This is a genomic window from Caldimonas thermodepolymerans (assembly GCF_015476235.1).
In the GTDB taxonomy this organism is placed as follows: Bacteria; Pseudomonadota; Gammaproteobacteria; order Burkholderiales; family Burkholderiaceae_C; genus Caldimonas; species Caldimonas thermodepolymerans.
Genome location: NZ_CP064338.1, coordinates 1,176,005 through 1,188,301 on the forward strand (window position 1 = coordinate 1,176,005; position 12,297 = coordinate 1,188,301).

The 12,297-nt window shown below is 70.6% G+C and carries 14 protein-coding genes and 1 tRNA gene; 10 read left to right on the forward strand and 5 right to left on the reverse strand.

Features of this window, described 5'->3' with window-relative positions; all coding sequences use genetic code 11:
* Positions 1-15 precede the first annotated feature (15 nt).
* The 6 genes from IS481_RS05645 (at position 16) to IS481_RS05670 (ending at position 6,661) form a co-directional block, all read left to right on the forward strand.
* Positions 16-756, forward strand: coding sequence for a TetR/AcrR family transcriptional regulator (locus tag IS481_RS05645; RefSeq protein WP_104357558.1), 741 nt, complete (start codon positions 16-18; stop codon positions 754-756).
* A gap of 66 nt (positions 757-822) precedes the next feature.
* Positions 823-1,827 carry a BMP family protein gene (locus IS481_RS05650; protein ID WP_104357559.1) on the forward strand — a complete coding sequence of 335 codons (1,005 nt, stop codon included), beginning with the start codon at positions 823-825 and terminating at the stop codon, positions 1,825-1,827.
* Positions 1,824-3,380, forward strand: coding sequence for an ABC transporter ATP-binding protein (locus IS481_RS05655; protein WP_104357560.1), 1,557 nt, complete (start codon positions 1,824-1,826; stop codon positions 3,378-3,380). The genes IS481_RS05650 and IS481_RS05655 overlap by 4 nt, the downstream gene beginning before the upstream one ends.
* Positions 3,370-4,437 carry an ABC transporter permease gene (locus tag IS481_RS05660; protein ID WP_104357561.1) on the forward strand — a complete coding sequence of 356 codons (1,068 nt, stop codon included), beginning with the start codon at positions 3,370-3,372 and terminating at the stop codon, positions 4,435-4,437. Before IS481_RS05655 ends, IS481_RS05660 begins: the two co-directional genes overlap by 11 nt.
* Complete coding sequence (locus IS481_RS05665; protein ID WP_104357631.1) at positions 4,434-5,384, forward strand: ABC transporter permease; 951 nt, start codon at positions 4,434-4,436, stop codon at positions 5,382-5,384. Before IS481_RS05660 ends, IS481_RS05665 begins: the two co-directional genes overlap by 4 nt.
* Positions 5,384-6,661: an amidohydrolase family protein gene (locus IS481_RS05670; protein ID WP_104357562.1), complete on the forward strand. Its 1,278-nt coding sequence runs from the start codon at positions 5,384-5,386 to the stop codon at positions 6,659-6,661. The genes IS481_RS05665 and IS481_RS05670 overlap by 1 nt, the downstream gene beginning before the upstream one ends.
* A 13-nt stretch (positions 6,662-6,674) precedes the next feature.
* Here the strand turns inward: IS481_RS05670 and IS481_RS05675 are convergent, their stop codons facing one another.
* The 3 genes from IS481_RS05675 to IS481_RS05685 all read right to left on the reverse strand — a co-directional run bounded on the left by IS481_RS05675 (position 6,675) and on the right by IS481_RS05685 (position 8,158).
* Positions 6,675-7,277, reverse strand: a complete 603-nt coding sequence (locus tag IS481_RS05675; protein ID WP_104357563.1) for a rhomboid family intramembrane serine protease — start codon at positions 7,275-7,277, stop codon at positions 6,675-6,677.
* Between the two features lie 161 nt (positions 7,278-7,438).
* Positions 7,439-7,621, reverse strand: a complete 183-nt coding sequence (locus IS481_RS05680) for a hypothetical protein (protein WP_104357564.1) — start codon at positions 7,619-7,621, stop codon at positions 7,439-7,441.
* Positions 7,622-7,675: 54 nt separating this feature from the next.
* Positions 7,676-8,158 carry a hypothetical protein gene (locus tag IS481_RS05685; RefSeq protein ID WP_104357565.1) on the reverse strand — a complete coding sequence of 161 codons (483 nt, stop codon included), beginning with the start codon at positions 8,156-8,158 and terminating at the stop codon, positions 7,676-7,678.
* 488 nt (positions 8,159-8,646) lie between these two features.
* Between IS481_RS05685 and IS481_RS05690 the strand changes: the two genes are divergently transcribed.
* Positions 8,647-8,733, forward strand: a tRNA-Leu gene (locus tag IS481_RS05690).
* A 158-nt stretch (positions 8,734-8,891) separates the two neighbouring features.
* Positions 8,892-9,797, forward strand: coding sequence for a cysteine synthase CysM (cysM, locus tag IS481_RS05695; protein WP_104357566.1), 906 nt, complete (start codon positions 8,892-8,894; stop codon positions 9,795-9,797).
* Here the strand turns inward: cysM and trmB are convergent.
* Positions 9,767-10,432, reverse strand: a complete 666-nt coding sequence (trmB, locus tag IS481_RS05700; RefSeq protein ID WP_232529470.1) for a tRNA (guanine(46)-N(7))-methyltransferase TrmB — start codon at positions 10,430-10,432, stop codon at positions 9,767-9,769. The two genes, cysM and trmB, sit on opposite strands and share 31 nt — an antisense overlap.
* A gap of 70 nt (positions 10,433-10,502) precedes the next feature.
* Between trmB and IS481_RS05705 the strand changes: the two genes are divergently transcribed.
* Together IS481_RS05705 and IS481_RS05710 are read left to right on the forward strand one after the other, a co-directional pair.
* Entirely contained in the window at positions 10,503-11,051 is a 549-nt protein-coding gene (locus IS481_RS05705) for an NUDIX domain-containing protein (RefSeq protein ID WP_104357568.1), read from the forward strand.
* A gap of 26 nt (positions 11,052-11,077) precedes the next feature.
* Positions 11,078-11,305: a sulfurtransferase TusA family protein gene (locus IS481_RS05710; RefSeq protein ID WP_104357569.1), complete on the forward strand. Its 228-nt coding sequence runs from the start codon at positions 11,078-11,080 to the stop codon at positions 11,303-11,305.
* A 101-nt stretch (positions 11,306-11,406) separates the two neighbouring features.
* Here IS481_RS05710 and galU read toward each other — a convergent pair whose 3' ends face one another.
* Positions 11,407-12,273 (reverse strand): UTP--glucose-1-phosphate uridylyltransferase GalU, encoded by an 867-nt coding sequence (galU, locus tag IS481_RS05715; protein ID WP_104357570.1) that lies wholly within the window; start codon positions 12,271-12,273, stop codon positions 11,407-11,409.
* Positions 12,274-12,297 lie beyond the last annotated feature (24 nt).

The following is a 12,297-nucleotide window of genomic DNA, read 5'->3' on the forward strand; positions in this document are numbered from 1 at the left end:
CCCCGGGCGACCGCGATGAGCCAGGCCGCACCCGCACCGCGACCCGCCGCGTCCTCGCCGCACCGCGGCGGGTCGCACGCGCACGCCGGGACCGGGCGGCGCCCACCGCGCGAGGGCGGGGCGGCCGCGCCCAAGGGCCGCATCCGCCAGGCCGCCGAGGCCGGCATCCTGAAGGCCGCCGAGACGGTGTTCGCGCGGGCCGGCTTCGGCGGCGCGACGATGGCCGAGATCGCCGCGCGCGCCGGGCTGCCCAAGGCCAACCTGCACTACTACTTCCGCAGCAAGCAGGCGCTGTACCGCGCGGTGCTGCTCAACATCCTGGCGCTGTGGCTGTCCGACACCGACCGCATCACCGAAGACGCCGACCCGCGCGAGGCGCTGTCGCACTACGTGCGCGCCAAGATGCGCTGGACGGCCGAGCGGCCGGACGCCTCGCGCACCTTCGCCAACGAGCTGCTGCACGGCGCCGGCGAGATCGGCGACATCCTGCGCACCGAGCTGCGCGCGCTCGTCGAGGCAAAGGCCCGCGTGATCGATGCCTGGATCGCGCAGGGGCGCATGGCCCCGGTGGACAGCACGCACCTGTTCTTCACGATCTGGGCGGCGACCCAGACCTATGCCGATTTCGAGTCCCAGGTGTGTGCGGTGCTGGGCACGGCGCACCTGGACGAGGCGCAGCTCGAGCGCGCCACCGACCACGTGCTCGGGTTCGTGCTGCGCGGCTGCGGGTTGACACCGCTGCCGGCGGGCGGCTGAGTGGGTACGCTTCTTGCGCTCGTCCGGCCCCGACATCTTCCTCCCCACCCCCGAAAGGACCCAGCGATGACCACTTCCACCCGTCGTACCCTGCTTGCCGCCGGCCTGGCGCTCGCGGCTGCCTGTTCCGGACTGGCCACCTTGCCCGCCCATGCCCAGGCGAAGCTCAAGGTGGCGGGCATCTACACCGTGCCGGTCGAGCAGCAATGGGTCTCGCGCATCCACAAGGCGCTCAACGCCGCCAAGGCACGCGGCGAGATCGAGTACGTGTTCTCCGAGAACGTCGCCAACGCCGACTACGAGCGCGTGATGCGCCAGTACGCCGAGGCCGGCCACCAGCTGATCCTGGGCGAGGTGTTCGGCGTCGAGGCGGCGGCCCGCAAGGTCGCGCGCGACTACCCGAAGACCGCCTTCCTGATGGGATCGTCGGGCAAGCCGCAGGCGCCCAACTTCTCGGTGTTCGACAACTACATCCAGGAGCCGGCCTACCTCACCGGCATGATCGCCGCCGGCATGAGCAAGACCGGCCACATCGGCATGGTGGGCGGCTACCCCATCCCCGAGGTCAACCGCCTGATGCACGCCTTCATGGACGGCGCGCGCGAGATCAACCCCAACGTGAAGTTCACGGTGAGCTTCATCGGTTCCTGGTTCGACCCGCCCAAGGCGAAGGAAGCCGCCTTCGCGATGATCGACAAGGGCGCCGACGTGCTCTACGCCGAGCGCTTCGGCGTCTCGGACGCGGCCAAGGAGCGCGGCAAGCTCGCGATCGGCAACGTCATCAACACCCAGGACCAGTACCCCGAGACCGTGGTGGCCTCGGCGCTGTGGAACATGGAACCCACCGTCGATGCCGCGATCGCCAAGGTCAAGGCCGGTCAGTTCACCGCCGAGGACTACGGCCCGTACTCGATGATGAAGCACAAGGGCTCGGAGCTCGCCCCGCTGGGCACCTTCGAGGGCAAGGTGCCGGCCGAGGTGATGGCCAAGGTGCGCGCCCGCGAGAAGGCCATCCTCGAGGGCAAGTTCACCGTGAAGGTCAACGACAGCGAGCCGAAGTCCTCCAGGTGACCGCCACGACCTCCGCGGCCGCGCCGGTCCTGCGCCTGCACGGCATCACCAAGCGCTTCGGCGCGTTGGTGGCCAACGACGACATCTCGCTGGACCTCGGGCCCGGCGAGGTGCTCGCGCTGCTCGGCGAGAACGGCGCGGGCAAGAGCACGCTGGTGTCCATCCTGTTCGGCCACTACGTGGCCGACGCCGGGCACATCGAGGTGTGCGGCCGGCAGCTGCCGCCCGGCCAGCCTAAGGCCGCGCTGGCCGCGGGCATCGGCATGGTGCACCAGCACTTCACGCTGGCCGACAACCTCAGCGTGCTGGACAACGTGCTGCTCGGCACCGAGCCGCTGTGGCGGCCGTCCTCGCAGCGTGCGGCGATGCGCGAGCGCCTGCTCGATGCCGCGCAGCGCTTCGGCCTGCAGGTGCGGCCCGAGGCGCGCGTGGGCGACCTGTCGGTGGGCGAGCGCCAGCGCGTCGAGATCCTCAAGGCGCTGGTGCGCGGCGCCCGCATCCTGATCCTGGACGAGCCCACCGCGGTGCTCACCCCGCAGGAAAGCGAGTCGCTGTTTGCGACGCTGCAGCAGCTGGTCGCGCAGGGGCTGTCCATCGTCTTCATCAGCCACAAGCTCGACGAGGTGCTGCGCGTCTCGCATCGCGTCGCGGTGCTGCGCGCAGGCCGGCTGGTCGCGGTGCGCGAGGCGGCCGGCTGCAGCAAGGCGGAGCTGGCCGAGCTGATGGTGGGCCGCAGCGTGCGCATGCCCCGGCGCGAGCGCCGCGCCCCCGGCGACGAGGTGCTGGTGCTGGAGCGCGTGAGCGTGCCGGGCCACCCGCCGCTGCACGAGGTGGACCTGCGCGTGCGCGCCGGCGAGGTGGTCGGCATCGCCGGCGTGGCCGGCAACGGGCAGGAGACGCTGGCCGGGCTGCTGTGCGGCCTGCTCCCGCCCCGGCAGGGGCGGCTTGCGGTGGCCGGCCAGGCGCTGCCCGCCACGCCTTCGGCCTGGGTGCGCGCCGGCGTGGCCCGCATCCCCGAGGACCGCCATGCGGTCGGCGTGGTCGGCGACCTGCCGCTGTGGGAGAACGCGATTGCCGAGCGCCTGCACACGACGGCCTTTTCCCGCTTTGGCTTCGTGCGCCAGCGCGCCGCGAGGCAGTTCGCCGCCGACCTGGTGCAGCGCTTCGACGTGCGCGGCGGCGGGCTGGACGCGCCGGTGCGGGCGCTGTCGGGCGGCAACATGCAGAAGCTCATCCTCGGCCGGGCGCTGGCCGTCGGCGGGCCGCGCCCGCCGGTGCTGGTGGTCGCGAACCAGCCCACCTGGGGCCTGGACGTGGGCGCGGTGGCCTACGTGCACCAGTGCCTGCTCGACGCGACCGTGCAGGGCGCGGCCGTGTTGCTGATGTCCGAGGACCTGGACGAGATCCTGGCCCTGTCCGACCGCGTCGCGGTGATCCACCACGGGCGGCTCGGCCCGGCGCGCCCGACCGGGGACTGGACGCTCGCCGCGCTGGGCCTGGCGATGGCCGGCGCCGATGCACCCTCGGCGCAGGAGGTGCGCGATGCGGCTTGAACTGCGCCCGCAGCCGTCGCTGGCCTGGCAGCTGGCCGCGCCCTTCGTCGCGGTGCTGGCCACGCTGCTGCTCGGCGCCGGGCTGGTCACCTGGGCGGACGCCCCGGTCGGTCGTGCCTACGCGCTGCTGTTCGAAGGCGCCTTCGGCAGCCGCTTCGCGATCACCGAGACGCTCACCCGCGCCACGCCGTTGATCCTCACCGGGCTGGCCGCGGCCGTGGCCTTCCGCGCGCGGCTGTTCAACATCGGCGCCGAAGGGCAGCTGTACGCCGGGGCGCTGGCGGCGATCGCCGTCGGCGGCCAGCATGCCTCGGGCGCGATCGACCTGCCGCTGGCGCTGCTGTTCGTGCTGATGGTCGCGGCCGGGGCGCTGGCCGGCGCGCTGCTGCTGCTCGGGCCTGCATGGCTCAAGGTGCGGCTGGGGGTCGACGAGGTGGTGACCACGCTGCTGCTCAACTTCATCACGCTGCTGTTCGTCTCGATGATGCTGGACGGGCCGATGAAGGACCCGCTCGCGATGGGCTGGCCGCAGAGCGTGGCGATGATCCCGGAGCTGGAGTTCTCGCGCCTGCTGGAGCGCTCGCGCGTGCACAGCGGGCTGCTGCTGGCCTGCGCGCTGGCGGTGATCCTGTGGGCGGTGAACCGCTACACCACCTTCGGGCTGGCGATGCGGGCGGTGGGCGCGAACGCGCGCGCCGCCGCCTTCGCCGGCTTCGACGTGCGCAGCGTCATGCTGCGCACCGCGCTGCTGTCCGGCGCGCTCGCGGGCCTGGCCGGCGTCGGCGAGGTGGCCGGGCGCACCAGCTACCTGACGCTGGACATGTCGCCGGGCTACGGCTACTCCGGCATCGTGATCGCGATGCTGGCCGGGCTGCATCCGCTCGGCGTCGTGGCCGCGGCCGTGTTCGTCGCCGGCGTGCTGGTGGGCGCCGACAGCATGAGCCGCGCGATCGGCGTGCCCACGTACCTCTCGGACGTGATCGTCGCGCTGGCGCTGCTGTCCATGCTGGTGGCCTCGCTGCTGGTCCGCTACCGCGTGAAGTGGGGGCGGGCATGAGCGAGTTCTTCGACATCCTGGCCTCGGCCCCGTTCTGGATCGCGGTGCTGCGCGTGGCGACGCCGCTGATCCTGGGGACGCTCGGCGTGCTGCTGTGCGAGCGCGCCGGCGTGCTCAACCTCGGCATCGAGGGCATCATGGTGGCCGGCGCGTTCGCCGGCTGGTTCGCGGCCTACCAGGGCGCGGGCCTGTGGGGCGGGGTGCTGGCCGCGGCCGTGGTCGGCATGGCCTTCGGGCTGCTGCACGCCGCGCTGACCGTGGGCCTGGCGCTGTCGCAGCACGTGGCCGGCCTGGGCGTGACGCTGCTGGCCACGAGCCTGTCGTACTTTGCCTACCGCGTCAGCTTCCCCAAGGTGGACACGCCGCCCACGATCACGCCGTTTGCGCCGCTGGAGGCGCTGTCCGGTATCCCGGTGCTCGGGCCGGTGCTGGGCGCGCAGACGGCGCTGACGCTGCTGGCGATCGCGCTGGTGCCGGTGGTGGCCTGGGTGCTGTACCGCACGCCGGTGGGCCTGGCGGTGCGCATGGTCGGCGAGAATCCGGCCGCAGCCGAAGGGCAGGGCCTGAGCGTGCTGGGCCTGCGCACCGGCGCGGTGGTGGCCGGCTCGGCGCTGATGGGCGTGGCGGGGGCCTTCCTGACCCTGTCGGCCTTCAACGCCTTCTTCATCAACATGGTCAACGGCCGGGGCTGGATCTGCGTCGCGCTGGTGGTGTTCGCCTCGTGGCGGCCGGGCAAGGCGCTGCTCGGGGCGCTGCTGTTCGCCGCGTTCGACGCGCTGCAGCTGCGCCTGCAGCAGGGCGGCCAGACGCTGGGCGGCTGGGCCGTGCCCTATCAGGTCTACCTGATGCTGCCCTATGCGTTGTCCATCCTCGCGCTGGTCGTGATGGCCCGGCGCGCGTCGTATCCCCAGGCCCTGATGAAACCCTATCGCAAAGGAGAGCGCTGATGCTCGACCTCATCCTGCGTCGCTGCACCCTGCCCGACGGCCGCACCGGGCAGGACGTCGGCATCGCCGGCGGCCGCATCGTCGCGGTCGAACCCGCGCTGGCCGCCCAGGCCGGCCAGGAGATCGACGCGGCCGGACAGCTGGTGACGCCGCCCTTCGTCGACGCCCACTTCCACATGGACTCCACGCTCAGCTACGGCATGCCGCGCGTGAACCAGTCCGGCACGCTGCTCGAAGGCATCGCGCTGTGGGGCGAGCTGAAACCCCTGCTCACCCAGGAGGCGCTGGTCGAGCGGGCGCTGGCCTACTGCGACTGGGCGGTGGCGCGCGGGCTGCTGGCGATCCGCTCGCACGTGGACGTCTGCGACCCGCGGCTGCTCGCGGTGGAAGCTCTGCTGCACGTGCGCGAGCGCGTGAAGCCCTACCTGGACCTGCAGCTGGTGGCCTTCCCGCAGGACGGCGTGCTGCGCTCGCCCGGCGCGTTCGACAACCTGCGCCGCGCGCTGGACATGGGCGTGGACGTGGTCGGCGGCATCCCGCACTTCGAGCGCACCATGGCCGACGGCGCCGAGTCGGTGCGCCTGCTGTGCGAGCTCGCCGCCGAGCGCGGGCTGCGCGTGGACATGCACTGCGACGAGTCCGACGACCCGCTGTCGCGCCACATCGAGACGCTGGCCTGTCACACGCAGCGCCTGGGCCTGCAAGGCCGGGTGGCGGGCTCGCACCTGACGTCCATGCACTCGATGGACAACTACTACGTCTCCAAGCTGATCCCGCTGATGCGCGAGGCGGGCGTGGCCGCGATCGCCAACCCGCTGATCAACATCACGCTGCAGGGCCGGCACGACACCTACCCTAAGCGCCGCGGCATGACCCGCGTGCCCGAGCTGCTCGCCGCCGGCATCCCGGTGGCCTTCGGCCACGACTGCGTGATGGACCCGTGGTACGGCCTGGGCAGCGCGGACATGCTGGAAGTGGCCCACATGGGCCTGCACGTCGCGCAGATGACGGGACAGGACGCGATGCGCCAGTGCTTCGAGGCCGTCACCACCGTGCCGGCCGCCATCCTGGGGCTGGAAGGCTACGGCACCGCCCCCGGCTGCCGCGCCGACCTGGTGCTGCTGCAGGCCGGCGACCCCATCGAGGCGATCCGCCTGCGCGCCACGCGCCTGGCGGTGATCCGCGCCGGGCAGGTGGTCGCGACCACGCTGGCGCAGACGGCCAGCCTCGCGCTGCCGGGGCGGCCGGCGCAGGTGGATTTCCGTCGTGCAGTCTGAGGCCCGGGCGGCCTCAGAAGCGGCGGCGCCGGCTGAACGGCGGCTGGCCGCGCCAGTAGCGGATCATCAGGAAGCCGCCCAGCATGCCGCCCAGGTGGGCGAAGTGCGCGATGCCCGAGGCCGTGCCGGTCACGCCGAAGAACAGTTCCAGCGCGCCGTAGACCGCGACGAACACCTTGGCCTTCATCGGGATGGGCGGGAACAGCGGCATGATGGTGCGGTTCGGGAACAGCATGCCGTAGGCCAGCAGCAGGCCGAACAGGCCGCCCGAGGCGCCGATGGTGGGCACGAACGAGCCGGCCAGGAAGGTCACCAGCAGCTGGGCCGCCGCGGCGGTCAGGATGCTCGCGCCATAGAACTGGATGAAGCGCTTGTCGCCCCACAGGCGTTCCAGCTCGCTGCCGAACATCCACAGGCCCAGCATGTTGAGGAACAGGTGGCCGATGTTGCTGTGCAGGAACGCGTAGGTGACCACCTGCCAGGGCATGAACAGCCCGCTTTGCAGCGGCCACAGGGCCAGGGCCTGCATCAGCACCGGTCCCACGATGGCCTGCAGGCAGAACGCAGCGACGTTGATGAGCAGGAGCGTCTTGATGATCGGTGGAATGGGCGGCATCGTCTCTCGCGGCGTCAGGTGCCCCGCAGGGCAAGAGCGGGGATGATAGCCGCCGACTGCCCCGGGCGGGAGCGGCCGCCCATGAAAAACGGGCACCCAGGGTGCCCGTTGCCGGAGGCGGGGCCACCGTCACTGCAGGACGGCAGCCGGTGCGCGGCGACTCACTTGATGTTGCGGTCGCGGATCAGGTACCAGATCAGGCCCGCCCAGGAGCCGGCGAAGGCCACCAGGTCGTAGTTGCGGATGGGCCGGAACGTGGTGTAGAACAGGCCGGTCGAGCCGATGTAGGCCGCGGCGGTCAGCAGCACGCAGATCACCACGGCAAGCCATTTTTGCTTGGTCATAAGTCAGCTGTCCTTCGTACTTCGTGTTCAGCAGGGTCGTGCGTCGCTGCGGGTTCAGCCGCGCGGGTCGAGCGTGCCGGCCTTCAGCTCGGGCACGTAGGCCTTGGCGCCGTCCCAGATCGGCAGGGGCTCCAGCTTGGGCCGGATCGCGCCGTACATCCATCCGCTGTAGGCCAGCAGCAGCACGCCGTTGAGGAACAGTTCCTGCGGGCCGGTGAACAGCTGGCGCGGCATTTCGGGGCCGCCGACGATGAAGGTGTTCAGCCAGAAGATGTTGACGGTGGCCGGGAATTCCAGGATCAGGCCGAGCAGCGGGAAGCGGTTGAAGAACAGCATCGCGCCGGTGACGATTTCCAGGTACTTGATGGCCTGGTAGAGGTAGATGTTGGCGTTGGCCTGGACCCATTCGCCCCCGATGCCGGGAATCTCCGGCACGTAGCCGGTCATGGCGTAGCGGATGCCGGAAAACAGCAGGTGCGCGCCGAAGTAGAACCTTATCCAGTGGATGACGTAATACCAAGTTGACCCACGGGTCATGCCAAGCTCCTAGTCTTTCGAGTTCATGGAACGCATGGCCGCGCCCTGCGGCGACGGTCACGCTTTTTCGCCGGCAAGCCGGCGAAGGCTTCCCCGTTGGGGGAAGCACGGCGCGACCGGGACGGGGCAAGGCGGCGCGAGCCGACCTGCACCAAGGACGCACCGCAGTGTCTCCTCGTGTGGGTTGTTCTTGTGCGGGCGAAGGATGCATGAGCGCCGGGGCTACAGCAATCGCAGCGCCTGCAACACAGTTATGGGGTTTCGGTATGGAGGCGCAGCGGCCGTTCGGGGCGAAACGTCCTTTCGCCGGCGACATATATCGATGTAATTTCTCTGTCTGATCGGACCGGCGCATGCCCGAACCGGACCTGCCGCCGCCGGCGCCTTGCGAGGCCCGGAAGGCCCGTCCGTGGCCGGCTGCGGCAGGGTGTGCGCAGGCTTGGCGCCAGGGCTGCTATGACATAATCGCGCCTCGTTCCGTTTCACCTGCCCAGGTGGCGAAATTGGTAGACGCAAGGGACTCAAAATCCCTCGCCAGCGATGGCGTGCCGGTTCGAGTCCGGCCCTGGGCACCAGCCGTGCGGCCCCGCGCCTTGCCGCGATGCCGGCCGCCCTTTCCCGTGTCGACCGCGCCGGCCTCACCCCGGCGGCCGCAAAGGTACTCCAGCCGCTCCACCGCTTTGGCGCGAGGCTGCGACAATGCGGGCAGGCCATCCCTGGGAAACGAGTTCACATGCCCCGATACAAAACCATCGAAGACGTCATCGGCCAGACCCCGCTGGTCAAGCTGCAACGGCTGCCCGGTCCCGAGAACGAGCAGCGCGGCAACGTGATCCTGGGCAAGCTGGAGGGCAACAACCCGGCCGGCTCGGTGAAGGACCGCCCGGCCATCAGCATGATCCGGCGCGCCGAGGAGCGCGGCCAGATCAAGCCGGGCGACACGCTGATCGAGGCGACCTCGGGCAACACCGGCATCGCGCTGGCGATGGCCGCCGCCGTGCGCGGCTACCGCATGCTGCTGATCATGCCGGAGGACCTGTCGATCGAGCGGGCGCAGACGATGAAGGCCTTCGGTGCCGAGCTGATCCTCACGCCCAAGGCCGGCGGCATGGAGTACGCCCGCGACCTGGCCGAGCAGATGCAGCGGGACGGCAAGGGCGTGGTGCTGGACCAGTTCGCCAACCCGGACAACCCGCGCATCCACTACGAGACCACCGGCCCCGAGATCTGGGCCGACACCGAGGGCCGGGTCACGCACTTCATCAGCGCGATGGGCACCACCGGCACCATCACCGGGGTGTCGCGCTACCTGAAGGAACAGAACCCCGACGTGCGCGTGATCGGCGCGCAGCCGAGCGAAGGCTCGCGCATCCCGGGCATCCGCAAGTGGCCCGAGGAGTACCTGCCCAAGATCTACGACCCGACCTGGGTCGACGAGCTGGTCTACGTCAGCCAGGCCGATGCCGAGGACATGGCGCGGCGCCTGGCCGCCGAGGAAGGCCTGTTCGCGGGCATCTCGGCCGCCGGGGCCTGCTGGGTGGCCCTGCAGATCGCCAAGCAGGTCGAGAACGCGACCATCGTGTTCGTCGTCTGCGACCGCGGCGACCGCTACCTCTCCACCGGCGTGTTCCCCGCCTGAGCCACCAGCCGCACGAGCGCATGGCCGCTCGCGCGGTACTTGCGTTCGAACGGCGTGAGCGGCGGCGCGTCGTCGCGCACCGCTTCCATCTCCGACGCGATGCCGGCCCAGGCCAGCGCGGCCTGGAACTCCTCGGCGTACAGCCGCCAGTTGGTGCGCAGCTCGATGCGCCCGCCCAGCGCCAGCAGTTCCCGCAGGCGCGGATGGCCGTGCCAGCGCCGCTGCAGGTGCTCGGCCTTGGGCCAGGGGTTGGGGTAGAGCAGGTAATGCCGCGCCAGGCGCACCCCGTCCTGCACCAGCAGCGCCCACAGGTCGGTCACGTCGGCGCGCAGCAGCAGCGCGTTGGGCGGCAGGCCGGCGCCCAGCTTGCGCAGGCCCCGGCCGATGCGCTCGGCCGACTGGTCCACCCCCACCACCAGCGCCTGCGGATGCCGCAGCGCCAGCGCCGCGGTGCTCTCGCCGGTGCCGCAGGCGCTGTCGAGCACCAGCGGGCCGCCGTGCGCGGCCAGGCGCGCGGCCAGCGCGGCGTAGGCTTGCCGGCTGTAGGGGGCGGGCGGGCGCCGGAACGGCGTGGCCAGGTGCTTGCGCACGGTGGCTTCCAGCCGGGGATGGAGCCCCTCCTGGTTGCTGGTCACGGGCCGGGATCGTCCCGGCAGCGCCGGGGACGGTTCCCCGTTAGGATGGCTGGACTGGATTGCGGAGTGCATGGTGAGCGAATTCCGATTCTGCCCGTGCTGCGCGACGCCGTTGCAGTGGCTCACGCTCCCCGAGGACGGCGGCGAGCGCAAGCGCCTGCGCTGCGTGGCCTGCGGCTACACGCACTGGAACAACCCGACGCCGGTGCTGGCGGCCATCATCGAGATGCCCGAACGCGAGGGCCGCATCCTGCTGGCCCGCAACGCGGCCTGGACCGGGCGCATGTTCGCGCTGATCACCGGCTTCATGGAGGCCGGCGAGTCGCCCGAGGACGGCATCCGGCGCGAGATCCACGAGGAAACCTCGCTGACCGTCTCGAAGCTGACACTGCAGGGGGTGTGCGACTTCCAGCGCATGAACCAGGTCATCATCACCTACCACGCGCTGGCGCACGGCGAGATCGTGCTGTCGCCGGAACTGGCCGAGTACCGGCTGTTCCGTCCCGAGGAGATCAAGTGCTGGCGCTCCGGCACGGGGGTGATGCTGGCACAGTGGCTGCGCTCGCGCGGCTACGAGCCGCAATGGATCGACGTCCCGCGCGCGGAGTCGGCAGCCTAAAATCCTTGCGTACAAAGGACGTCCCCATGGAAATCAGCAAGGAACTCGACACCCGCGGCCTGAACTGTCCGCTGCCCATCCTCAAGACCAAGAAGGCGCTGGCCGAGATGCAGAGCGGCGAGCTGCTGAAGGTCGTCGCGACCGACCCGGGGTCGGTGCGCGATTTCCAGGCCTTCGCCAAGCAGACCGGCAACGAGCTGGTCGAGCAGCAGACCCTGGACAAGGAATACATCCACATCCTGCGCCGCCGCTGAAGGCGCCCGGCGGGGCCCATTGCCCTCGCCCGGCATGTCGGACCCGTGGCCCCGTCGTGGACCCGGGCGCCGCGGGGCGGCGTGCAGCAGGCCTGGGCGGCTTACAGGTCCAGGCTCTTCAGGTATTCGCGGAAGCTGGCCCCCAGCTGCGGGTGCGCCAGCGCCAGCTCGACGGTGGCCTGCAGGAAGCCTTCCTTGCTGCCGCAGTCGTAGCGCGTGCCCTCATAGCGGTAGGCAAACACCTTCTCGCGACGCAGCAGCCCGGCGATGCCGTCGGTGAGCTGGATCTCGCCGCCCACGCCGCGCGGCTGGCGACGGATCTCGTCGAAGATGCCGGAGGTCAGGATGTAGCGGCCCGCCACGCCCAGGCGCGACGGCGCGGCCTCGGGGGCGGGCTTCTCGACGATTTCCTGCACGTCCACCAGCCGGTCGTTGACCTGGTGGCCGGCGACGATGCCGTAGCGGCGGGTGTGCTCCGGCGGCACTTCCTGCACCGCGATGATGGTGGCCTTCCAGTCGGCGAACTGGTCGACCATCTGCTTCATGATGGGCGGCTGGCCGACCATCAGGTCATCGGCCAGGATCACCGCGAACGGATGGCCGTTGACCAGGCGTTCGGCGCACAGCACCGCGTGTCCCAGGCCCAGCATCTTGGGCTGGCGCACGAACACGCATTCCATGTCGTCGGGCTTGATCGACTGCACGATCTTCAGCAGCTCGTGCTTGCCGGCGGCCTCGAGCTCGGTCTCCAGCTCGTAGGCCATGTCGAAATGATCCTCGATGGGACGCTTGGTGCGGCCGGTGACGAAGATCATCTCGCGGATGCCGGCCTCGTACGCTTCCTCCACCGCGTACTGGATCAGCGGCTTGTCGACGACCGGCAGCATTTCCTTCGGTTGGGCCTTGGTCGCAGGCAGGAATCGGGTGCCGAGTCCTGCCACCGGGAACACGGCCTTGGTGATATGCATGGTTTTTCCTCCTGGAACTGAGCG

Excerpts from the sequence above, each read along its gene's own strand:
- IS481_RS05645 (WP_104357558.1), top strand. The coding sequence starts at position 16 with ATGAGCCAGGCCGCACCCGCACCGCGACCCGCCGCGTCCTCGCCGCAC.
- IS481_RS05650 (WP_104357559.1), top strand. The coding sequence starts at position 823 with ATGACCACTTCCACCCGTCGTACCCTGCTTGCCGCCGGCCTGGCGCTC.
- IS481_RS05660 (WP_104357561.1), top strand. The coding sequence starts at position 3,370 with ATGCGGCTTGAACTGCGCCCGCAGCCGTCGCTGGCCTGGCAGCTGGCC.
- IS481_RS05665 (WP_104357631.1), top strand. The coding sequence starts at position 4,434 with ATGAGCGAGTTCTTCGACATCCTGGCCTCGGCCCCGTTCTGGATCGCG.
- IS481_RS05670 (WP_104357562.1), top strand. The coding sequence starts at position 5,384 with ATGCTCGACCTCATCCTGCGTCGCTGCACCCTGCCCGACGGCCGCACC.
- IS481_RS05675 (WP_104357563.1), bottom strand. The coding sequence starts at position 7,277 with ATGCCGCCCATTCCACCGATCATCAAGACGCTCCTGCTCATCAACGTC.
- IS481_RS05680 (WP_104357564.1), bottom strand. The coding sequence starts at position 7,621 with ATGACCAAGCAAAAATGGCTTGCCGTGGTGATCTGCGTGCTGCTGACC.
- IS481_RS05685 (WP_104357565.1), bottom strand. The coding sequence starts at position 8,158 with ATGACCCGTGGGTCAACTTGGTATTACGTCATCCACTGGATAAGGTTC.
- cysM (WP_104357566.1), top strand. The coding sequence starts at position 8,892 with ATGCCCCGATACAAAACCATCGAAGACGTCATCGGCCAGACCCCGCTG.
- IS481_RS05705 (WP_104357568.1), top strand. The coding sequence starts at position 10,503 with ATGGTGAGCGAATTCCGATTCTGCCCGTGCTGCGCGACGCCGTTGCAG.
- IS481_RS05710 (WP_104357569.1), top strand. The coding sequence starts at position 11,078 with ATGGAAATCAGCAAGGAACTCGACACCCGCGGCCTGAACTGTCCGCTG.
- galU (WP_104357570.1), bottom strand. The coding sequence starts at position 12,273 with ATGCATATCACCAAGGCCGTGTTCCCGGTGGCAGGACTCGGCACCCGA.